The organism is Streptomyces sp. S.PB5 (assembly GCF_030403745.1).
Classification (GTDB): domain Bacteria; phylum Actinomycetota; class Actinomycetes; order Streptomycetales; family Streptomycetaceae; genus Streptomyces.
On sequence record NZ_JAQMWP010000004.1, the window covers coordinates 152,312 to 173,205 of the forward strand.

The 20,894-nt window shown below is 69.0% G+C and carries 17 protein-coding genes, 1 tRNA gene and 1 pseudogene; 5 read left to right on the forward strand and 14 right to left on the reverse strand.

Annotation, left to right across the window (positions count from 1 at the left end):
- Window positions 1-9 precede the first annotated feature (9 nt).
- Both PH203_RS12255 and PH203_RS12260 read right to left on the reverse strand, forming a co-directional pair.
- A complete protein-coding gene (locus tag PH203_RS12255; RefSeq protein WP_289919751.1) occupies window positions 10-1,017 on the reverse strand; it encodes a sugar ABC transporter permease in 1,008 nt (335 codons plus the stop codon).
- A 5-nt stretch (window positions 1,018-1,022) separates the two neighbouring features.
- On the reverse strand, window positions 1,023-2,339 hold the full coding sequence (locus PH203_RS12260) for an extracellular solute-binding protein (protein ID WP_289919752.1): 1,317 nt from the start codon (window positions 2,337-2,339) through the stop codon (window positions 1,023-1,025).
- A gap of 427 nt (window positions 2,340-2,766) precedes the next feature.
- On the opposite strand from PH203_RS12260, the gene PH203_RS12265 reads away from it, so the two are divergent.
- On the forward strand, window positions 2,767-3,822 hold the full coding sequence (locus PH203_RS12265; protein ID WP_289919755.1) for a LacI family DNA-binding transcriptional regulator: 1,056 nt from the start codon (window positions 2,767-2,769) through the stop codon (window positions 3,820-3,822).
- Between the two features lie 40 nt (window positions 3,823-3,862).
- On the opposite strand, the gene PH203_RS12270 is transcribed toward PH203_RS12265, so the two are convergent.
- The 5 genes from PH203_RS12270 to PH203_RS12290 form a co-directional block, all read right to left on the reverse strand.
- Entirely contained in the window at window positions 3,863-4,363 is a 501-nt protein-coding gene (locus PH203_RS12270; RefSeq protein WP_289919757.1) for a GNAT family N-acetyltransferase, read from the reverse strand.
- 69 nt (window positions 4,364-4,432) lie between these two features.
- Window positions 4,433-4,505 (reverse strand) — tRNA-His (locus PH203_RS12275).
- A gap of 123 nt (window positions 4,506-4,628) precedes the next feature.
- Window positions 4,629-5,231: an oligoribonuclease gene (gene orn / locus PH203_RS12280; RefSeq protein WP_289919760.1), complete on the reverse strand. Its 603-nt coding sequence runs from the start codon at window positions 5,229-5,231 to the stop codon at window positions 4,629-4,631.
- Window positions 5,232-5,612: 381 nt separating this feature from the next.
- Window positions 5,613-6,800 (reverse strand): helix-turn-helix domain-containing protein, encoded by a 1,188-nt coding sequence (locus PH203_RS12285; protein WP_289919761.1) that lies wholly within the window; start codon window positions 6,798-6,800, stop codon window positions 5,613-5,615.
- A gap of 377 nt (window positions 6,801-7,177) precedes the next feature.
- Complete coding sequence (locus PH203_RS12290) at window positions 7,178-7,483, reverse strand: hypothetical protein (protein WP_289919762.1); 306 nt, start codon at window positions 7,481-7,483, stop codon at window positions 7,178-7,180.
- Window positions 7,484-7,796: 313 nt separating this feature from the next.
- Between PH203_RS12290 and PH203_RS12295 the strand changes: the two genes are divergently transcribed.
- Window positions 7,797-8,324: a universal stress protein gene (locus PH203_RS12295; protein WP_093908257.1), complete on the forward strand. Its 528-nt coding sequence runs from the start codon at window positions 7,797-7,799 to the stop codon at window positions 8,322-8,324.
- Window positions 8,325-8,485: 161 nt separating this feature from the next.
- On the forward strand, window positions 8,486-9,043 hold the full coding sequence (locus PH203_RS12300; RefSeq protein ID WP_289919770.1) for a GPR1/FUN34/YaaH family transporter: 558 nt from the start codon (window positions 8,486-8,488) through the stop codon (window positions 9,041-9,043).
- 96 nt (window positions 9,044-9,139) lie between these two features.
- On the opposite strand, the gene glmS is transcribed toward PH203_RS12300, so the two are convergent.
- Together glmS and PH203_RS12310 are read right to left on the reverse strand one after the other, a co-directional pair.
- Window positions 9,140-10,957, reverse strand: coding sequence for a glutamine--fructose-6-phosphate transaminase (isomerizing) (glmS, locus tag PH203_RS12305; protein WP_289919774.1), 1,818 nt, complete (start codon window positions 10,955-10,957; stop codon window positions 9,140-9,142).
- A 40-nt stretch (window positions 10,958-10,997) separates the two neighbouring features.
- A complete protein-coding gene (locus PH203_RS12310; protein WP_289919775.1) occupies window positions 10,998-11,255 on the reverse strand; it encodes a hypothetical protein in 258 nt (85 codons plus the stop codon).
- A gap of 187 nt (window positions 11,256-11,442) precedes the next feature.
- On the opposite strand from PH203_RS12310, the gene PH203_RS12315 reads away from it, so the two are divergent.
- Window positions 11,443-13,023 carry a metallophosphoesterase family protein gene (locus PH203_RS12315; protein ID WP_289920211.1) on the forward strand — a complete coding sequence of 527 codons (1,581 nt, stop codon included), beginning with the start codon at window positions 11,443-11,445 and terminating at the stop codon, window positions 13,021-13,023.
- Between the two features lie 15 nt (window positions 13,024-13,038).
- Here the strand turns inward: PH203_RS12315 and PH203_RS12320 are convergent, their stop codons facing one another.
- A complete protein-coding gene (locus PH203_RS12320) occupies window positions 13,039-13,944 on the reverse strand; it encodes a DUF4429 domain-containing protein (protein ID WP_289919778.1) in 906 nt (301 codons plus the stop codon).
- Between the two features lie 131 nt (window positions 13,945-14,075).
- Here PH203_RS12320 and PH203_RS12325 point away from each other — a divergent pair, with 131 nt between their 5' ends.
- On the forward strand, window positions 14,076-15,698 hold the full coding sequence (locus PH203_RS12325; RefSeq protein ID WP_289919780.1) for a beta-N-acetylhexosaminidase: 1,623 nt from the start codon (window positions 14,076-14,078) through the stop codon (window positions 15,696-15,698).
- Window positions 15,699-15,784: 86 nt separating this feature from the next.
- On the opposite strand, the gene PH203_RS12330 is transcribed toward PH203_RS12325, so the two are convergent.
- The 4 genes and pseudogenes from PH203_RS12330 to desA all read right to left on the reverse strand — a co-directional run.
- Window positions 15,785-17,557 (reverse strand): IucA/IucC family siderophore biosynthesis protein, encoded by a 1,773-nt coding sequence (locus tag PH203_RS12330; RefSeq protein WP_289919782.1) that lies wholly within the window; start codon window positions 17,555-17,557, stop codon window positions 15,785-15,787.
- Window positions 17,554-18,120 (reverse strand): GNAT family N-acetyltransferase, encoded by a 567-nt coding sequence (locus PH203_RS12335; protein ID WP_289919785.1) that lies wholly within the window; start codon window positions 18,118-18,120, stop codon window positions 17,554-17,556. Before PH203_RS12335 ends, PH203_RS12330 begins: the two co-directional genes overlap by 4 nt.
- On the reverse strand, window positions 18,117-19,406 hold the full coding sequence (locus PH203_RS12340; RefSeq protein WP_289919787.1) for a lysine N(6)-hydroxylase/L-ornithine N(5)-oxygenase family protein: 1,290 nt from the start codon (window positions 19,404-19,406) through the stop codon (window positions 18,117-18,119). Before PH203_RS12340 ends, PH203_RS12335 begins: the two co-directional genes overlap by 4 nt.
- A pseudogene (gene desA, locus PH203_RS12345) lies at window positions 19,390-20,832 on the reverse strand (lysine decarboxylase DesA); the annotation flags it as partial. The pseudogene desA and the gene PH203_RS12340, both read right to left, overlap by 17 nt.
- Window positions 20,833-20,894: the final 62 nt, after the last annotated feature.

Consider the following 20,894-nt stretch of genomic DNA (forward strand, 5'->3'; position numbering starts at 1 on the left):
CCGGTTCTCCTAACTACTGGCGCGCAGCCGGCGCGAGATGACGTAGTTGACGATCCCGATGACGATGAGGATCAGGAACATCGTCCAGGCGATCGCGGAGGCACGGCCCAGGTGCTGGTTGACCCAGCCCTGCTCGTACAGATACAGGCCGAGCGTCTGGAACTGGTGCTGGGATCCGCCGGAGGCCCCCTTGTTCGCGTCGAACAGCAGTGGTTCGCCGAAGAGCTGGGAGGCGCCGATGGTCGAGACGACCACCGTGAACAGGATCGTCGGCCGCAGCGACGGCAGGGTCACATGGAAGAACTGCTGCCAGCGGTTGGCCCCGTCCAGGGCCGCGGACTCGTACAGATCCTGCGGGATCGCCTGCATCGCCGCCAGATAGATCAGCGCGTTGTAGCCGGTCCAGCGCCAGATGACGATCGAGGAGATCGCGATCTGCGAGGCCCACTTGTCGTTCTGCCAGTCGATGTTGTCGATGCCGACCTGGTTCAACGCCCAGTTGATCATGCCGTAGTCACGGCCGAAGAGCAGGACGAAGACGAGCGAGGCGGCGGCGATCGACGTCGCGTACGGGGCGAGCATCGCGACCCGGTAGAAGGTCGAGGCGCGCAGCTTGTAGTTGAGGATGTGCGCGAGGCCCATCGCCATCAGCAGCTGCGGGACCGTCGAGATGATCCCGATGGTCAGCGTGTTCCTCGCCGCGTTCCAGAAGAAGTCGTCGTCGAAGATCCGGGTGTAGTTCCGGAAGCCCACCCAGCTCATGTCGGTGGGCGCGGTCAGCTCCACCTGATGCAGCGAGGCCCAGCCGGTGTAGATCAGCGGAAACAGGCCGAACGCCAGGAACAGCAGGAAGAACGGCGAGACGAAGGCGTACGGGCTCCAGCGCACGTCCCGCTGCCAGCGGCGGGACAGCCGCGCGCGGCGGCGCTCGTCGTCCGGGGGCGCCGCGGACGGGCGGGCCGGGGCCGCGCCCCCCTTGGCGGGGGACGCGGCGGCGGTGTCGTGCCCAGTGGTCATACGGGTCACTGGTCCAGGTTGTTGTCGATGGTCTTGACGGCGTTGTCCCAGGCGTCCTTGGCGGACTTGCCCTGGGTCACCAGGACCACGCCGTTGTCGGTCAGACCCTGCTGGATGATCTGGTCCTTCGGGCCGATCGTCTGGACCGGGATGTTCTTGGCGGCCTCGGCGAAGATCGTGCCGATCGGCGCGTCACCGGTCATGTCGTTCTTGGCGTTCTTCACCGCGGTCGAGTCGTACGCGGCCGGGGTGCTCGGGAAGCTGCCCTGCACGGCGAAGAGCTTGGCCTGCTGCTCGGGAGCGGTCAACCAGGCGGCCAGCTTGGCGGCTTCCTCGGTGTTCTTGCCGGACTTGGGCACGGTCAGGAAGGAGCCGCCCCAGTTGCCGGACTTCGGCGCCTGGGCGACGTCCCACTTGCCGGCCGCGTCGGGCTTCGACTTGCCCTTGATGTAGCCGAGCATCCACGGCGGGCAGGACATCGCGGCGAACTTGCTGTTGGCGATGGTGGTGTCCCAGGCGGGCTGGAACTGCGTCTGGTTGCCGACCAGTCCGGCCTCGGCGGCGTCGGCGGTGAGGTTGAAGGCGGACTTCACGGCCGGGTTCGTCTTGTAGATGACCTTGCCGGAGGAGTCGTAGAACCGCTCGGTCTCACTGCTGAGGATCGCCTGCAGCAGACCGCCGGGGGAGTCCAGGAACGTCGTGCCCTTGGCCTTCTTCTGGTACGTCTTGCCGACGTCGACGAACTTGTCCCAGCTGCCGGCCCACAGCTTGGCGACTTCCTCGCGGTCGGTGGGCAGACCGGCCGCCTTGAACAGATCGGTGCGGTAGCAGATGGCCATCGGGCCGACGTCGGTGCCGACGCCGACGGTCTGGCCGTCGGAGGTGGTGGCCTGCTTCCACTTCCAGTCCAGGTAGTCGCTCTCCTTGCCGTACTTCGACAGGTCGAGCAGCTTGTCGGACTGGGTCTGGACGATCTCGGCGATGTTGCCGACCTCGACCATCTGGATGTCCTGGAGGCCGCTGTTGGTGGTCAGGTGGTTCAGCAGCGCCGGGTAGTAGTTCTCGTTGCGCTCGACGACGGTCTGCTGGATGTCGATGTCCGGGTTGAGCTTCTCGTACTCCTTGTACAGCCCGGACTCCTCGAAGCCGGCGGTGCCGAAGAGCCCGAGGGTGATCTTGGTCTTGCCGCCGCCCCCCTCCGACGACGAGTTGTCCTTGTCCTTGCCGTCGTCGGCACAGCCGGCCAGCAGCCCGGTGCCCAGCGACGCCACGGCCGCCAGGACCACCACCCTGCGACGGGCGGTTCGGGTACGTGCTCGCATTGCGTCCTCCTGTTGCCCTGACGTGCCGACCCCCCGGCCAACTGCATTGTTGGGCCCGTTAGTTCTCGCGGCGGCTCGGGCGGGGAACGTGCGGGATGTGTATGTGTCAGGTACTGTGGGAGCGCTCCCACCAGTGATGAGTTGAAGACTCGCGGGTCCGGGCGGGGGTGTCAAGGGAGTCGGCAAGGAGATATGTCTTCGGTTATCGGCCTGTTAACAAACTCGGGGGTCGAAGACCGGCCGATGCGTTTCAGCCCGTCTGAGGGTCCCCCCTCGCGCGAGCGAAGTCGAGCGTGGGGGAGTTCGAGGGCAGGCCCCTCGGGCCGAAGCGGGGGTCTGGGGGCGGCAGCCCCCGGAGGCGTTCACGTGCCCTACGGGACTGTTAGATTCCAGGCCAGCGTGAACATACGGCGGGAAGGCGGAGCCCATGGCAAGCCACGGAGCGCGGGGCCGGAGCGGTGGCCGGCCGACCCTCGAAGAGGTGGCCGCGCGTGCCGGAGTCGGCCGCGGCACGGTCTCCCGGGTGATCAACGGCTCGCCCCGGGTCAGTGACGCGACCCGCGCGGCGGTGGAGGCGGCGGTCGCGGAGCTCGGCTACGTCCCGAACACGGCGGCGCGGGCGCTGGCCGCGAACCGTACGGACGCGATCGCGCTGGTGGTCCCCGAGCCGGAGACCCGCTTCTTCGCGGAGCCGTACTTCTCGGACATGCTCAAGGGTGTCGCGGCCGAGCTCTCCGACACGGAGATGCAGCTGCTGCTGATTTTCGCGGGCAGCGACCGGGAGAGGCAGCGACTGGCCCAGTATCTGGCGGCGCACCGCGTGGACGGCGTCCTGCTGGTCTCGGTCCACGCCGACGACCCGCTGCCGGATCTGCTGGCCCAGCTGGAGATACCGGCCGTGATCAGCGGCCCGCGCTCGGCCGCGGAAACGCTCCCCTCGGTCGACTCCGACAACTACGGCGGCGCCCGCCAGGCCGTGGAGCACCTGCTCTCCCGCGGTCGCACCCGCATAGCGCACATCACCGGACGCCTCGACGTGTACGGTGCCCAGCGCCGTATCGACGGCTACCGGGCGGCGTTGCGCGACGCGGGCGTCGGTGTGGACGAGGCGCTGATCGAGCCCGGTGACTTCACGGAGGAGGGCGGCACCCGGGCCATGGCGAAGCTGCTCGCCCGGGCCCCCGACCTGGACGCCGTCTTCGCCGCCTCCGACGTCACCGCGGCCGGCGCCCGCCAGGCGCTCCGCGAGGCGGGCCGCCGTATCCCCGACGACGTCGCCCTCGTCGGCTACGACGACTCCGCCATCGCCCGCCACATGGAGCCGCCCCTCACCAGCGTCCGCCAGCCCATCGCGGAGATGGGCCGCCACATGATCGACCTCCTGCTCACGGAGATCGCGGACCGGCGCCCGGCGGCGTCCCGGGGCCTGGAACCACGACAGGTGGTACTGGCCACGGAGCTGGTGGGACGGGCTTCGTCGTAGGCGGGGGTCACCAGTTGATCCCCGGAGTTGGCGGCCGGCCTCACGCGCTCAGTGAGAGCCTCCATACCGTCTCCCCGTCGTGCTCCTCCTCTGTCCGGGTCAGGCCCGCTGCTGTGGCGACCGCGGCGGATGCCGTGTGGGACGGGTGGATGTGGGCGGTGATGGTGCGGACGTAGTGGCGGACCAGCCAGGTCACCAGGCCGCGGGCCGCTTCCGAGGCGAGGCCCTGGCCCTGCCAGGGGGTGCCTACGATCCAGGCGATCTCGGCCTCGTGCTTGCCGGTGATCGTGGCCTGGACGGTACCGATGAGGGTGGCGTCGGTGTGGAGGGCGAGGACCCAGTTGAGCCAGGTGGTGGTGGGGTCGGGGGAGCCGGCCACCAGGCGTTCGTAGCGGGTGTGGAGCTGCGCGGGCGTCAGAGGGGTTCCGCCGATGAACGTGTGCAGGGCGGGGTCGGAGAGGACGGCCGCCATCTCCTCGGCGTGGTCCACGCGCAGGGGGACCAGGTCGAGACGGGCCGTGCGGATGGGGTCGGCGTGCACGCGGGCTCCCGGGAAGGCAAATGAATCAGCCGGTGACCTCTGAACCGAGGCCACCGGCTGATTACTCAGGGTGAGTGACGGGACTCGAACCCGCGACATCCTGGACCACAACCAGGTGCTCTACCAGCTGAGCTACACCCACCATGACCGGGAACTTGCTTCGTGGTTTCCCCCGGCCGAGAAAAAGTGTACAGGGTCCGAAGGGGTGCTCGCGCACGGCTTTTGCGGTGCCGGGTGCAGCCCCTTCGAACGGACCCTGAAACACCTACTGAGCAGGCAGGACGTGCTTCGCGGCGATTGTCCTCGCGGTGTCCGAGTCGGGGCCGGGCTGGGGGACGAAGATGGCCTCGCGGTAGTAGCGCAGCTCCGCGATGGACTCGCGGATGTCGGCGAGGGCGCGGTGGTTGCCGTTCTTCTCGGGGCTGTTGAAGTACGCCCGCGGGTACCAGCGGCGGGCCAGTTCCTTCACCGAGGAGACGTCGACGATGCGGTAGTGGAGGTAGTCCTCCAGCGTCGGCATGTCGCGGAGGAGGAAGCCGCGGTCCGTGCCGACGGAGTTGCCGCACAGGGGGGCCTTGCCGGGCTCCTTGACGTGCTCGCGGATGTAGGAGAGGACCTGCTCCTCGGCGTCGACCAGGGTGGTGCCGGTGGCGAGTTCGTCGAGCAGGCCGGATGCGGTGTGCATCTGACGCACCACCTCCGGCATCGTCTCCAGCGCCCGGTCCGGCGGGCGGATGACGATGTCCACTCCTTCGCCGAGTACGTTCAGCTCGGAGTCGGTGACGAGGGCGGCAACCTCGATGAGCGCGTCGTCGGACAGCGAGAGGCCGGTCATCTCGCAGTCGATCCACACCATGCGATCGTTCATGCGACCACCCTAAAGCTGGCGTCGCCTTTTGGGAGGCCCGGTGTCGGTGCGGGCCGGGCTCTTCATCGCCCCCGCCGCCCCTTCCCGTCCCTTCCCTGGGTGCTGCCGCCCCCCAGACCCCCGCTGTCGGCCCTGAACGGGCCTCGTCCTCAAACTCCCCCAGAGGGGGCACTCCCAGACGGGCTGGGTGATGCGGCCCGGCGTGGAGAGGCTCGGCTTGCCCTGTGGCTCAGTCGATCCCGTGGGTTGGCCGATCCCGTAGGTCAGCCCACCCCGTGGCTCAGCCGCCCCTGCTCAGCCGATCCCGCCACCCAGCCCCCACCGCTTCGGCGGACGCCGGGCGGGTCGAGTCGGTCAACCCGCCCGGCGTCCCAGGTGCTGTTACGAACCGCTTCGCTGGCCCGGCAGGCTTGCCGACAGCTGGGGGCCCGGGCCTACCGCGCTTGCCGCTGCCGTGCGGCGGGTCTGGAACGGGACCGGGCCGCCTTCCGGGAGGAGCGGGGATGGGCCGACCGGGCCCGCACCGTCGCTGTCGGACGGCTTGTCGCCCTGGGGGCGGCGGGCGCGGTAGGCCGCGCGGTACGCCGCGGGGGACGAGCCGAGCTGGCGGCGGAAGTGGCCGCGCAGCGCCACCGGTGAGCGGAAGCCGCAGCGGCCCGCGACCTCGTCCACCGAGTAGTCCGATGTCTCCAGCAGGCGCTGGGCCTGCAGCACGCGCTGCGTGATCAGCCACTGGAGCGGGGCCGAACCCGTCAGCGAGCGGAAGCGGCGGTCGAAGGTGCGGCGTGACATGTACGCCCTCGCCGCCAGCGTCTCCACGTCGAACTGCTCGTGGAGGTGCTCCAGCGCCCAGGCGACGACCTCGGCGAGCGGGTCGGCGCCGATCTCCTCCGGTAAAGATCGATCGAGGTAGCGCTCCTGGCCGCCCGATCGGCGCGGGGGGACCACCAGGCGGCGGGCCAGCGCGCCGGCCGCCTCGTTGCCGTGGTCCGTCCGCACGATGTGCAGGCACAGGTCGATTCCGGCCGCCGTGCCTGCGGAGGTGAGGACGTCTCCGTCGTCCACGAAGAGTTCTCTCGGATCCACGTGCACCGACGGGTAGCGCTTGGCCAGCGTCGGTGCGTACATCCAGTGTGTCGTCGCGGGACGGCCGTCCAGCAGGCCCGCCGCGGCCAGGACGAAGGCGCCTGTGCACAGCCCGACGATGCGGGCGCCCTCCTCGTGCGCCCGGCGCAGTGCGTCGAGCGCGTCCTCCGGCGGCGGTGAGGTGATCGAACGCCAGGCCGGCACGACGACCGTGCCCGCCCGTGAGATCGCCTCCAGGCCATGTGGCGCGGTGAGTTCCAGGCCCCCTGTGGTCCGCAGTGGGCCTTCCTCGCCGCCGCACACCAGCAGTCGGTAGCGCGGTACGCCGGCGTCCTGGCGGTCGATCCCGAACACCGACAGCGGTATGGAACTCTCGAAGATGGGGCCGCCGCTGAACAGCAGCACCGCGACGATCTCCTTGCGGCGTCGCCCGGAAAGCTTCCGGGCCGCGGCTTCCGGCGCGGCAGTGGAGTCGTGGCTCATACTGCTAAGCCCCCCTCGGTGGTCGCGGCTCCTCGGTTGTGTCGCTCCTGCACGTTTCCCCTCGGTCCTGCACGAGTCCCCCGCCGTAAGACGTCAAGATCGAATCTACTGTGTCCCGTGGTGCCGGGGTGACCAGTTCGGCAACCGGCACATTGTCGACATGGCAACTTGGCGTGAAGCATTCGATCACGAAGCGTTGCACTCGCGGGCCGTGCAGGGAAGTGCGCCTCGTCGCAGTGGCCAATCCACGTAGGGTGCGCAGGGTCTTTGGGACCCTTTCCGTGCAGGTCGAACGGGGGGTGGGGGGTGGTCCGGGCAAGTGATGCGCAGGGGCGAGAAGTTGGCTGAAAAGATACGGGTCCGTGCGCGGAAACCGGTCAAGCGACCGGTGAGTTTCCACCAGTGTGACGACCGCCTCGGTGTGCCCCGGTCCCGGTCCTGTGATGACGGCCACGATGCGGGGAGTGTTCCTCGGCGGGCAGACGGGCCGCACCGCGCTCGGACCGGCGCAGCAGGATCCAGCAGACGGCCGTGACGGCCGCGAGGCCGAGGGCCGTGCCCGCGGCGCCGGCGAGCGAGGTGCCGTACCAGACAAGGACCACGGGGACGAGAACGCAACTGAACGCCGCCCAGCGGACCACGTCCGTGGCGGATTCCTCGGAGGGCGGGCGGTGTCCGGACATGCGGTGCTCCCTGGGAGGTGACTGTCCAGGTTCAACGCGTGTTCGAGCGGTCGGTCACTGCGCGGGCGGCCAGGCGGGGCGTACGGGCGCGTGAATCATGTGCAAACCGCCTGTACAGCGCAGCAACCATTGCGTTACGGGCGTGCACTCGTGCATGCTCCCTGGAATCCCTGCCGACCGTGCTGCGGGATCTGGGCTAAGGAGGCGTGCCGCCGTACCCTTGGGGGTATGGGGTTGGGAAGATGATTCCCGGACACAGCTCCGCCGCACACTGTCGTCCCTCCCACACAAGGATCACAACGCCGAGACAGCCATGGCCGGTCACGAATTCTTCGAACCCGCGGACCGCAAGCGGCCCGTCGCCGACCCCACGGCGGCCGAGCCCCTCGCGGCGGAAGAGCCACGCCATTCCTGCGACCCCGCCTTCAAGCACGGCGTCGTGGTCGGCTTCGACGGCTCCACGTCCAGCGAGCGTGCCCTCGCGTACTCCATCGGCATGGCCCACCGCTCCGGCTCGGGCCTGATCATCGTCCATGTCGCCAACCGGCTGCCCACCACGGTGTGGGCCGGCTGTGAGCCGCCGGTCTTCGTGGATGTGCCGGATCATCGCACCGAGGTGCTCGGACTCGAGCTCGCCTGCGCGGACTATCTCGCGGAGGTGCCCTGGATCCTCGTCGAGCGCGGCGGTGACATCTGCCATGAACTCGAAGAGGTCGGGCGCGAGTACGAGGCGGACGCGATCGTCGTCGGCTCGACGCACGGGATCGTGGGGCGGATCTTCGGGTCCGTCGCGGGGCGGCTCGCGAAGCGGGCGAAGCGGCCTGTCGTTGTGATTCCGTGACTCGGCGTTGTCCCTGGTGAGATGCGCCGGGGGAACGGCCCGGCCCCCTTTCGAACTCCCTTGTGCCGCGCATAAATCTACTCGCGCGTAGAGGTGTTTGTGCCTTTGTGAAGGGCATATATCGCTCACCGCGCAACTGCACAGCATGAAGGGAGCCCGCCGTGGACAACGACGTCTCTGCGGGAGCAACCACCACGATCGTCGGCCGACTCGCTCTCGGGATCACCCTCCTGGCATTCGGACTCGGCCACACCGATGTGATCGACGGTGTGACAGCCGCTGACGCCGTATCAATCGCCCAGTACGTGGGCGGAATTGCCCTCTTCGTCGCGGGGCTCATGGCCTTCCGCGACCGTGACACCGCAGGTGGTACGGCCTTCGCGGCGCTGGGTGCGCTGTGGTTCACCTGGGCCGTCTCCGACGCCGGATCCGCCAACGCGGCCGGGCTGTTCCTGCTGTTGTTCGCCCTCGTGGCGCTGTCCCTGACCCTCGCGGGAGGGGACCAGCTCGGGCAGGCGACCTACGGGTTGTTCTTCGTGGCGCTGGTGCTGATGGCCATCGCCCAGTTCGCCGACAACGACGGACTCGCCAAGGTGGGCGGCTGGTTCGCCGTCGCCTCCGGTGCGGTGGCCTGGTACGCGGCGACCGCGGCCCTGGCGCACTGGCCCACGGTGCTTCCCCGACGTGCTGCCGGCCGGGGGGTGACGGCCACCGGCTAACTGGCAGCCGCCGCCGGGGTATTGGGCGGCCCCGGCGATGAAAACGGACCCCTGCGTGCGGGTGGCACACGCAGGGGTCCGTTCATGCCGTGATGACTACTCGACCGTCACCGACTTCGCGAGGTTCCGCGGCTTGTCGATGTCCCGGCCCAGGGCCAAAGCCGTGTGGTACGCCAGGAGTTGGAGCGGGATGCCCATCAGGATCGGGTCCAGCTCGTCCTCGTTCTTCGGGACGACGATCGTGTGGTCGGCCTTCTCCTGGTTCTGGTGGGCCACCGCGAGGATCTTGCCGCTGCGGGCCTTGATCTCCTCCATGGCGGCGCGGTTCTTCTCCAGGAGGTCGTCGTCGGGGACGATCGCGACCGTGGGGAGCGCGGGCTCGATCAGGGCCAGCGGGCCGTGCTTGAGCTCCGAGGCCGGGTAGGCCTCCGCGTGGATGTAGGAGACCTCCTTCAGCTTCAGGGAGGCCTCGCGGGCCACCGGGTAGCCGCGGACACGGCCGATGAAGAGCATCGAGCGGGCGTCGGCGTACTGCTCGGCCAGCTTCTTGATCTCGGCCTCGTTGTCGAGGATCTCGGTGATCTGCTGGGGGAGCCTGCGCAGGCCCTCGATGATGCGCTTGCCGTCGCGGACCGAGAGGTCGCGGGTGCGGCCGAGGTGGAGGGCGAGGAGGGCGAAGGCGACCGTGGTGTTGGTGAAGCACTTCGTGGAGACCACGCAGACCTCGGGGCCCGCGTGCACGTAGATGCCGGCGTCCGCCTCGCGGGCGATCGCCGAGCCGACGACGTTCACGACGCCGAAGACCCGGGCGCCCTTGCGCTTGAGCTCCTGGACGGCGGCGAGGACGTCGTAGGTCTCACCGGACTGGGAGACCGCCACGTACAGGGTGTCGGGGTCGACGACCGCGTTGCGGTAGCGGAACTCCGAGGCCGGCTCGGCGTCCGCGGGGATGCGGGCGAGCTCCTCGATCATCTGGGCGCCGATCATGCCGGCGTGGTACGAGGTGCCGCAGCCGAGGATCTTCACCCGGCGGATCTGGCGGGCCTCGCGGGCGTCCAGGTTGAGGCCGCCGAGGTGGACGGTGGAGAAGCGGTCGTCGATGCGGCCGCGCAGGACGCGGTCCACGGCGTCGGCCTGCTCGTGGATCTCCTTGTGCATGTACGTGTCGTGGCCGCCCATGTCGTAGGAGGCGGCCTCCCACTCGACGGTGGTGGGCTCCGACGTCGTACGGGTGCCCTCCGTCGTGTACGTGCGGAAGTCGTCGGCCTTGAGGGTGGCCATCTCGCCGTCGTCGAGAGTGACTATCTGCCGCGTGTGGGCGACCAGCGCGGCGATGTCCGAGGCGACGAACATCTCCTTCTCGCCGATGCCGAGGACGACCGGGGAGCCGTTGCGGGCGACGACGATGCGGTCGTTGAAGTCGGCGTGCATCACGGCGATGCCGTAGGTGCCCTCGATGACCCGCAGGGTGTCGCGGACCTTCTCCTCCAGGGTGGTGGCCTGGGAGCGGGCGATGAGGTGGACGAGGACCTCGGTGTCGGTCTCGGAGAGGAACTCGACGCCGTCCGCCTCCAGCTTGCGGCGCAGGTCGGAGGCGTTGTCGATGATGCCGTTGTGGACGACGGCGACCTTGAGGTCGGCCGACATGTGCGGGTGGGCGTTGACGTCGGAGGGGGCGCCGTGGGTGGCCCAGCGGGTGTGGGCGATGCCGGTGGTGCCCTTGAAGCGCGCCGGGACCTTGGCCTCCAGGTCACGGACCCGGCCCTTGGCCTTGACCATCTTCAGGCCGGCCGTCTTCGGGGAGGTGACGACGATGCCCGCCGAGTCGTAGCCGCGGTACTCCAGGCGCTGCAGGCCCTCCAGGAGGAGGGGGGCCACGTCACGCTTGCCGATGTATCCGACGATTCCGCACATATATATGTATTCCGTTCCCCGGCCTCGACGGTCAGCCGTCTCAGCCGTAGACGATGCGGCGCAGCTGCCTGAGCGTAAGCTCCGGCGGCGCGACCGCCCGGTATTTCAGGTCCGCCTCGATCCGTTCGAAGATCTGTGCGTTGACCAGGCCCTGGGCCTGGAGTTCGCGGTGGCGGCGACGGACGTAGTCCTCGGTCGTCTCGTCGAAGTAGGCGAGCACGTCCTGGATGACCCGCAGCGCCTCGCCCCGTCCCAGGGGCGTGGACCGCATCAGATGATCAACAAGGTCGTCGTGCACTCGGTAGATCCTGAGGTATGAGGTCGGCTTTCGCAAGAATCCTGCCCGATATCGGGCAAGGGCCGGTGGAGGCTCTTGGAACGCCTCTCTTAGAACACTTATGGGACGGCCATGGGAGTCCGTTGGGCGGCCGTTCCCCGGGGCGATGTGTCCGGCGAGCAGCTTGTGGACCATGGACATTCCTCGTATGGGCGTACCCGAGCAGCTCGCCGAGCGCATGAGCATGGCCGAGCAGCACGAGTACCTGCGCGCCAGATTCTCCCGGCGCACGATGATCAGAGGCGGTGCCGTGACCCTCGGCGCCGTCGCCGGCGGCGTCTTCGTGCCCGGCGGCACCGCTCAGGCGGCCACGCCGGCCCAGGCCCCCGCAAGCACCCGGACCTACCCGAGCGCCGAGACGGTGGACGGCTCGCTCGTCGCCCCCTTCGGCCGCCACCTCGCCTTCGGCGCCGACCCGCGTACGGAGATCAGCGTCTCCTGGCAGGTCCCGGTCGCCGTCAAGAAGCCCTTCATCCGGGTCGGCGCCCACCCCTGGGACCTCTCCCGGAAGATCGAGGCCGAGGTGCGCACCCTGTACACCCCGGCCGGTGTCGGGGCCGGCGCCGATCACACGCAGTACTACGTCCACGCCGAGCTGACCCACTTGAAGCCCGGCCGCACGTACTACTACGGCGTCGGCCACCAGGGCTTCGACCCCGCCGCACCGCATCTGCTGGGCACCCTCGGCACCTTCACCACCGCCCCCGCGACCGCAAAGCCCTTCACCTTCACGGCCTTCGGTGACGAGGGCGTCGGCTACCACGGCCTCGCCAACGACAGCCTGGTCCTCGGCCAGAACCCGGCCTTCCATCTGCACGCCGGCGACATCGCGTACGCCGACCCCGCAGGGCAGGGCAAGAGCGGCGACACCGGGTTCGACTCACGGATCTGGGACCAGTTCCTCGCCCAGACCGAGTCGGTCGCCAAGTCCGTGCCGTGGATGGTCTCGTACGGCAACCACGACATGGAGGCCTGGTACTCGCCGGGCGGCTACGGAGGCGAGGAGGCCCGCTGGAACCTCCCCGCCAACGGCCCCGACGCCAAGAACCTCCCGGGCGTCTACACCTTCGTCTACGGCAACACAGCGGTCATCTCGCTCGACGCCAACGACATCTCGTACGAGATCCCCGCCAACCTCGGGATCTCCGGCGGCACCCAGACCAAGTGGCTGGAAGCCCAGCTGAAGAAGTACCGGGCGGCGAAGCACGTCGACTTCATCGTGGTCTTCTTCCACCACTGCGCGTACTGCACCTCCACCGCGCACGCCTCGGAGGGAGGTGTGCGCCAGGAGTGGGTGCCGCTGTTCGAGAAGTACACGGTGGACCTGGTCATCAACGGCCACAACCACCAGTACGAGCGCACCGACGTCATCAAGGGCGGCGAGGTCACCAGGAAGCTGCCCATCGGCGGCACGGCCCATCCCGAGACCGACGGAGTCGTGTACGTGACGGCGGGGGCGGCGGGGCGCAGCCTGTACGCGTTCAGCGCGCCGCAGACGTACGAGGGGCACGAGAACGACGTCGAGTCGGTGGACTCCTTCATCAACACCAAGGACGGCAAGGTCGACGAGACGGTCGCCTGGTCCCGGGTGCGCTACCTCGACTACTCCTTCCTGCGTGTGGACGTCCACCCCGCGCCTGGGGGCCGCACGGCCACGCTGACCGTGCGGGGCATCGCCGAGACCGGGGCCGAGATCGACCGCTTCACCGTGGCCCGCAAGGTCCGGTAGAGCGCACCGGGCGGGTCACTGCATCCGCTTGAGGACCGCCTGTTTGGCCAGGGTGAACTCCTCGTCCGTCAGCACACCCGTGCGGCGCAGCTCACCGAGCTCGCGCAGACGGCGCAGGAGCGCGTCGTGGTCGTCCTCGGCGGGGGCGACCGGGGGAGAGGGCACTTCCGGTCGGGCGTCGCGTACGCCGTGCGGTTCTCTTACGTCCGAGGTGGCCGTCCTGGCCGGGTGCGGAAGCCTGGCCTGGACGGCCGCCGCTATCAGGGCCATCAACGGGTCCTTCTTGAAGCCCCACAGCTCGACCGAGTTGGGGTCGTACTTCGGCGGGGCCTTGGTGGGCGCGTGCTTCACCGTGAAGCGGAGATGGCCGTTGTCCAGGCCCACCGCCGGGTGCCACTCCACGGCGGAGAGATCGGTGAGGGCGAGGGTGCGGATACCGGCGGCCGCCTTGGCGTCCTCCGTCTTCCAGTTCCACTCCAGCCGGATGTGCTCGCCGTCGAAGCTCGCGGTGCCGTCCCCGGCGGAGACCGACAGCGGGACGGCCGGGCCCGGCAGCAGATACTCGGCGACCGGCGCGGACGGCACCTCGTCCAGCAGGAGCGCGTTGCGGACCTCGTCCACGAAGTACTCGGCGACGCCGTAGCGGTCGGACTCCACGATCAGCTGATAGGGGTCGTTGGGTTCGGTCAGCCGGCCGCCGGTGGCGTGCAGCAGCGGGTCGGCGCCGTCGCGCAGCCGCAGTCTGAGCCGGCCCGCCTTGCGGCCCTGCTCGATCGAGATGCCCGCCAACGCGCCCAGGGGGACGACGAGTTCACCCAGTGTCTTGCGGAGCAGGCTGACGTTCTTGTCGCGTCCGGGGGTCAGTCGCAGGGCGTCGCCGTCGAAGGCCCATGTGCCGTCCTTCTGGATGATTTCCGCCATGGGCAAAGTCTGTCATTCCAGGCCCAGTTGCTCACCGGCCCCGGACCCAGCCGAACAGCGTCTTCGCCGGTCCGTCGTCGCGGGACCATGGCAGAGTGGTCTCTACCAATCCAGGGTGAAGGGAGCCAGATGTGAGACCGCACCACAGACCAACTCCCCGTGTGACCCGACTGCTCGGCTCGTTGCTGCTCGTCGCGGCCGCGGGCACCTTCGTCGCGGGAGCGGCGCCCACGCCGGAGGTCGCGGCGGAGGAGGCGGCGCGGAAGGCCCGGCCGCTCGGCGAGGTCGTCCCCGCGCCCGCCTCGGTCGCGCCCGGCGGATCGCCGTACCGCATCACCCGTGACACCCGCATCCGTGTCGGCGCCTCCCAGGAGGTCCGCCGTATCGGCGAGTACGCCGCGAAGGTGCTGCGGCCCTCGACCGGCTACCCGCTGCCGGTCACCGCCTCCGGCGGCCAGGACGGCATCCGACTGCGGCTGGCGAAGGGCGCGTTCGGTGCCGAGGGGTACCGGCTCGACAGCGGAGCCAAGGGGGTCACCATCACCGCCGCCAAGCCGGCCGGGCTCTTCCACGGTGTCCAGACCCTGCGCCAACTCCTCCCCGCCGCCGTCGAGAAGGACTCGGTGCAGCCCGGCCCCTGGCTGATCGCCGGCGGCACCGTCAAGGACTCCCCGCGCTACGGCTGGCGCGGCGCGATGCTCGACGTCTCGCGGCACTTCTTCACCGTCGACCAGGTCAAGCGGTACGTCGACCAACTCGCCCTGTACAAGGTCAACAAGCTGCATCTGCACCTCAGCGACGACCAGGGCTGGCGGATCGCCGTCGACTCGTGGCCGCGGCTCGCCACCCACGGCGGCTCCACACAGGTCGGCGGCGGGCCCGGTGGCTTCTACACCAAGGCCGACTACAAGGAGATCGTGCGGTACGCGGCCTCGCGCTATCTGGAGGTCGTGCCCGAGATCGACATGCCGGGACACACCAACGCGGCCCTCGCCTCGTACGCCGAGCTCAACTGCGACGGCGTGGCACCGCCGTTGTACACGGGCACCGACGTCGGGTTCAGCTCGCTGTGCGTGTCCAAGGACGTCACGTACGACTTCGTCGACGACGTGATCCGGGAACTGGCCGCGCTCACACCGGGCAGGTACCTCCACATCGGCGGGGACGAGGCACACTCCACGAGTCACGAGGACTATGTGACGTTCATGGCACGGGTGCAGCCGGTCGTCGCCAAGTACGGCAAGACCGTGGTCGGCTGGCATCAGCTGACCGGGGCGACCCCGGCGAAGGGGGCCGTCGCCCAGTACTGGGGGCTCGACGGCACGAGCGCCGAGGAGAAGGAGCGGGTCGCTGCCGCCGCCCGGAACGGGACGGGGATCGTTCTCTCGCCCGCCGACCGGATCTACCTCGACATGAAGTACACGGCGGACACTCCGCTGGGGCTGGACTGGGCGGGCCTGGTCGAGGTCGAGCGGTCCTACGACTGGGATCCCGGCAACTACCTGCCGGGCGTACCCGCTTCGGCGGTCCGGGGTGTCGAGGCGCCGCTGTGGACCGAGACGATCACCAAGTCGGACGACATCGAGTACATGGCCTTCCCGAGGCTGGCGGGGGCGGCCGAGCTGGGGTGGTCGCCGGCCGCCACGCACGACTGGGACACCTACAAGGTGCGGCTCGCGGCGCAGGGGCCGCGGTGGGAGGCGCTGGGGATCGACTACTACCGGTCGCCTCAAGTGCCCTGGCCCGCACGGTAGACGCGGATGCGGACGGGCGCCCCGGGGGACCGTACCCCGGGGCGCCCGTCTGTCTGTGGGGCCGTGTACCACCGCCCTGCGATGTACTACAGCCCTGCGATGGGGTTCTTCAGGTTGCCGACGAGCTGCAGCGCGCCCGCCGGGTCCGACAGGTCCACCATCTGCTTGTTGTTGCGCAGCTGGAGGCGGTTGAGGCAGGACAGCGCGAACTCCGGGGCGAACATGTCGTACTGCCGGAACTTGTCCGCGAGTTCGGGCATCGAAGCCTGGTACTCGCGGGTGATGTCCGCGACCGTGCCCCAGAAGTCGTCCTCCGTGAGGATGCCCTCGTCGGCGAGGTTCGCGGCGAGGAAGCGGAAGAAGCAGTCGAAGACGTCCGTGAAAATGGACAGGAGCTTCTTGTCCTCCGGGACGTCCACGCGGAGCCGTTCGACCGCCGGCGGCAGTACCGCGTCGACGTCCATGACCGCGATCTCCTCGGCGATGTCCTTGTAGACCGCGCGCTCGACGGCGCCGTCCTTCAGGACGAGGATCACGTTCTCGCCGTGCGGCATGTAGACGAGGTCGTAGGCGTAGAAGCTGTGCAGCAGCGGGGTGAAGTACGCCGTCAGATAGCGGCGCAGCCACTCCTTCGGGGCCAGGCCCGACTGCTCGATCAGGGCGCCCGCGAAGGACCTGCCCTCGTGGTCGACGTGGACCAGGGAGGCCATCGTCGCCAACGACTCGCCGTCCTGGAGGGAGTTCACCGGACTCTCGCGCCACAGGGCCGCCAGCATCTTGCGGTACGGCGAGTAGCGGTCGGTCGCGGCCTCGTACTCCAGGTGGCGGTAGCCGACGGCGGCACGCTCGCGGATGATCGACAGGCCCGTCGACTTCAACACCGGGTCGTTGTCGATGAGTTGGGCGAGCCAGTCGTTGATGGCCGGGGTCGCCTCCATGTACGCCGCCGAAAGGCCGCGCATGAAGCCCATGTTGATGACGGACAGGGCCGTCTTCACGTAGTGCTTCTCGGGGTTGGACTTGTTGAAGAAGGTCCGGATGGACTGCTGGGCCAGGTACTCGTCCTCGCCCTCACCGAGGCAGACGAGGTGCCGGCGGGCGACCTCGGCGGCGAAGGTGACGGAGAGCTTGTTCCACCACTGCCAGGGGTGGACCGGGATGAGGAGGTAGTCGGCGGGGTCGAGGCCCTGGGCGGTGAGCGTGGCGTGGAAGCGCTCGACGGTCTCCGCGCCCAACTCCTCGCGTACGAAGGTCTCGTACTCGATGCCGACCCCGGCCGTGAAGGCGGCGCGCGAGCGGTGCGCGGCCAGCCAGACCAGGCGGACCGGGCTCGCCGTCTCCGGGGCGTACGACAGATACTCGTGGATGCCGAAGCCGAGCCGCCCGTTGTTGGCGACGAAGCAGGGGTGGCCCTCGGTCATGCCGGTCTCGATGGCCTGGAAGCCGCTCTTCGCGAGCTCGGCGACCGGGATCTGGGGCTTGGTGAGCTTGTAGCAGGTGCCGGAGAGGGTGGAGGAGATCTCCTCCAGGTAGACCGGCAGGATCTCGTCGCTCAGGCCCAGCGCCGTCTTCAGCTCGATGAAGAAGTCCAGGGCGGCGAGGGGGAGGTCGACGCCGTCCCGTTGACGGGAGATCGAGCCGGCGTCGACCTGCCAGTGGTCGAGGGCGCGGCGGGTGGCGGTGAACCCGTAGCGGGTCAGACCGTCGTCGCTGCGGACCTCGAAGCGGCCGTCGGCGGTGGCCTCCGGCGTGATGAGCCGCTCGTGCGCGAACTCGGCGAGCGACTTGCGGATGAGGAGCCGGTTGGCCTGCTCCCAGCGCTCGGGGGAGAGGTGGGCGACGGAGTCGGCGAGGCTCATGCGGGCACCTCCGTCGTCTTCGCGGCGGCCAGGAACTGCTCCCGGGTGCAGAAGCTCAGCAGCGCCTTCTTCTCCGGCTTCTGGATCTCCCGTTCGGGCACGAACCCGACGGCCTCGTTCAGGGCGTGGACGGCCTTGTTGGAGACGTCCGGCTCGACGACGACCCGCTGGACGGCCGGGTCCTCGAAGAGGTGGGCCATCACGGCGGTGATGACGGACCGGGTGAAGCCGTGCACCGGCCTGTCGGTCGCCGGGGTGAGGAAGTGCATGCCGACATCGCCCGGCTGCGGCTCGTACAGGCCGACCAGCTCACGGTGGGCGGGGTCGTACTTCTCCATCAGGAACACGGGGACGCCGTACTCGTCGAGGCCGAGCAGCGCATGGTGGTGCTCGTCGGCGGCTATCTCCATGTACGCGCGCTCGACGTCCTCCAGTTTCGCGTCCTGCATCATCCAGAACGCGGCCTTGGGGTGCGTGACCCAGCCGTGCAGCAGCTCGGCGTCCTTGAGCGGGTCGAGCGGGCGGAAGGTGAAGGGGGCCACCTGTGGGGCGGTGGTGCTCATACGGAGAACTCCTGGAACGCGATCGTCTTCTCGACCGGGTAGTACTCGGTGCCGAGCAGCTCACGGATGATGTAGCTGTTGCGGTACGCACCCATGCCCAGGTCGGGCGAGGTGATGCTGTGGGTGTGCACGCCGGCGTTCTGGAGGAAGACGCCGCGGCCGGTGGTGTCGATCGAGTAGTTGCGGGCGACGTCGAAGTTGCCCTGGGTGTCGTACCGGAGCCGGTCCTTGACGGGGGTCAGGAACTCCGGCTCGGCGTACTTGTAACCGGTGGCGAGGACCAGGCCCTGCGTCTGGAGGTCGTAGTCCTTCTCCTGCTCCTCCTGGCGGAAGGAGAGGGTGTACGTGCCGTTCTCGTAAGTCGCGCCGTTCAGCGCGGAGTTGGTGAGCAGCCGGGTGGGGACCGGTCCGCCGAGGTTCTTCTGGTAGAGCAGGTCGAAGATCTCGTTGATGAGATCGCCGTCGATGCCCTTGAACAGGCCCTTCTGCTGGGCGGTGAGCCGGTAGCGGGTGGCCTCGGGCAGCTCGCGGTAGTAGTCGATGTACTCCGGGGAGGTCATCTCCAGCGTGAGCTTGGTGTATTCGAGGGGGAAGAAGCGCGGGGAGCGCGTCACCCAGTTGAGCCGGTAGCCGTGGACGTCGATCTCGGCGAGGAGGTCGTAGTAGATCTCGGCGGCGGACTGTCCGGAGCCGACGATGGTGATCGACTCCTTCTTCTGCAGCTCCGCCTTGTTCTGCATGTACTGCGAGTTGTGGAAGAAGTCGCCGCCGAGACCGCGCACGGCGTCCGGGTAGTGCGGGGAGGTGCCGGTGCCGAGGACGAGGTGGCGGGCGCGGAAGACGTCACCCGTGGTCGTCGTGACGACGTACACGCCGTCCTCGTACGTCACTTCGGCGACCGTCGTGCTGAAGCGGACGCTGCTCAGCTTGTTCGCGGCCCAGCGGCAGTAGTCGTCGTACTCCACCCGCAAGGGGTAGAAGTTCTCGCGGATGTAGAACGAGTACAGCCGGCCCTTCTCCTTCAGGTAGTTGAGGAAGGAGTACGGCGAGGTCGGGTCCGCGAGCGTCACCAGGTCCGACATGAACGGCGTCTGGAGGTGGGCGCCTTCGAGGAACATGCCGGCGTGCCACTCGAAGTCGGGCTTCGACTCCAGGAAGACGCCGTCGAGTTCGTCGATGGGCTCGGTCAGACAGGCGAGGCCGAGGTTGAACGGGCCGAGCCCGATGCCTACGAAGTCGTATACGTCGGCGGGGGCCGTGGTCGGGTGTTCAGGACGCGCGGTCAAGGGACTCTCCCAGGTACTGCTCGGCGTGGCCGGCTATCAGGTCGAGGACGGCCGAGATGTCCTCGGTCGTGGTCTCGGGGTTGAGCAGGGTGAACTTCAGGTAGTGGCGGCCGTTGACCTTGGTGCCCGCGACCACCGCGTCGCCGGAGGCGAACAGGGCCTTGCGGGCGTAGAGGTTGGCGCGGTCGATCTCGGCCGGGTCGGTCACGGCGGCGGGGATGTAGCGGAAGACGAGGGTCGAGAGGGTGGGCTCGACCACGACGTCGTAACGCGGGTCGGCGGCGATGACCTTCCAGCCGTCCGCGGCCAGGTCGCAGACCTCGTCGAAGAGCTCGCCGATGCCGTCGGCGCCCATCACGCGCAGGGTCATCCACAGCTTGAGGGCGTCGAAGCGGCGGGTGGTCTGCAGGGACTTGTCGACCTGGTTGGGGATGCGCTCGGTGACCATCCGGCGGGGGTTGAGGTACTCCGCGTGGTAGGTCGCGTGCCGCAGGGTGGCCGCGTCGCGGACCAGCACGGCGGAGGAACTCACCGGCTGGAAGAAGGACTTGTGGTAGTCGACGGTGACCGAGTCGGCGCGCTCGATGCCGTCGATGCGGTCGCGGTACTTCACCGACGCGAGCAGACCGCAGCCGTAGGCGGCGTCGACGTGCATCCAGGTGCCGTACTGCTCGCAGAGCTCGGCGATCTCCGGGAGCGGGTCGATCGAGCCGAAGTCGGTGGTGCCGGCGGTGGCGACGACGGCCATGGGGACGAGGCCGGCGGCCTTGCAGCGCTCCAGCTCGTGGGCGAGCGCGACGGTCTGCATCCGCTTGTTGTGGTCGACGGGGATGGTGACCACGGAGTCGGGGGAGAGGCCAAGGAGTTTGGCGGACTTCTTGACGCTGAAGTGGCTGACCTCGGAGGCGAAGATACGCAGTTTGGCTGCGCTGTCCGTCTTGGCTTCTTCCCGGGCGAGGAGGAGGGCCTGGAGGTTGGACTGGCTGCCGCCGGAGGTGAAGACGCCGTCCGCGTTGGGGCCGAGCCCGGCGCGCGCGGTCGTCCAGTCGATCAGTTTGCGCTCGATGAGGGTGCCGCCGGCCGACTGGTCCCAGGTGTCCAGGGAGGAGTTGACCGCGGAGAGGATCGCCTCGCCGAGCACGGCCGGGATGACGACCGGGCAGTTGAGGTGGGCGAGGTAGCGCGGGTGGTGGAAGTAGATCGCGTCGCGGAGGTAGACGTCCTCCAGCTCGTCGAGGGCCGCGGCGGTGTCCAGCAGCGGCTTGTCGAGGTCGATCGCGTCGATCGTCGGGGCGAGGGCGTCGACGGTGACACCCGTGAACGGACGGTCGGTGGCGGCGAGTTTGGCTGCCACCCGCTCTACTCCTTCGGTCACGGAGCGGCGGTACTGCTCCGCGGTCGTGTCATTGAGCAGGTGCGAGCGCATGGTGGGGGTCCTCCGGGGGGAGCAGTCCGTGCGGGTCGGACGGGGTGGGGACGCGTGGGGAC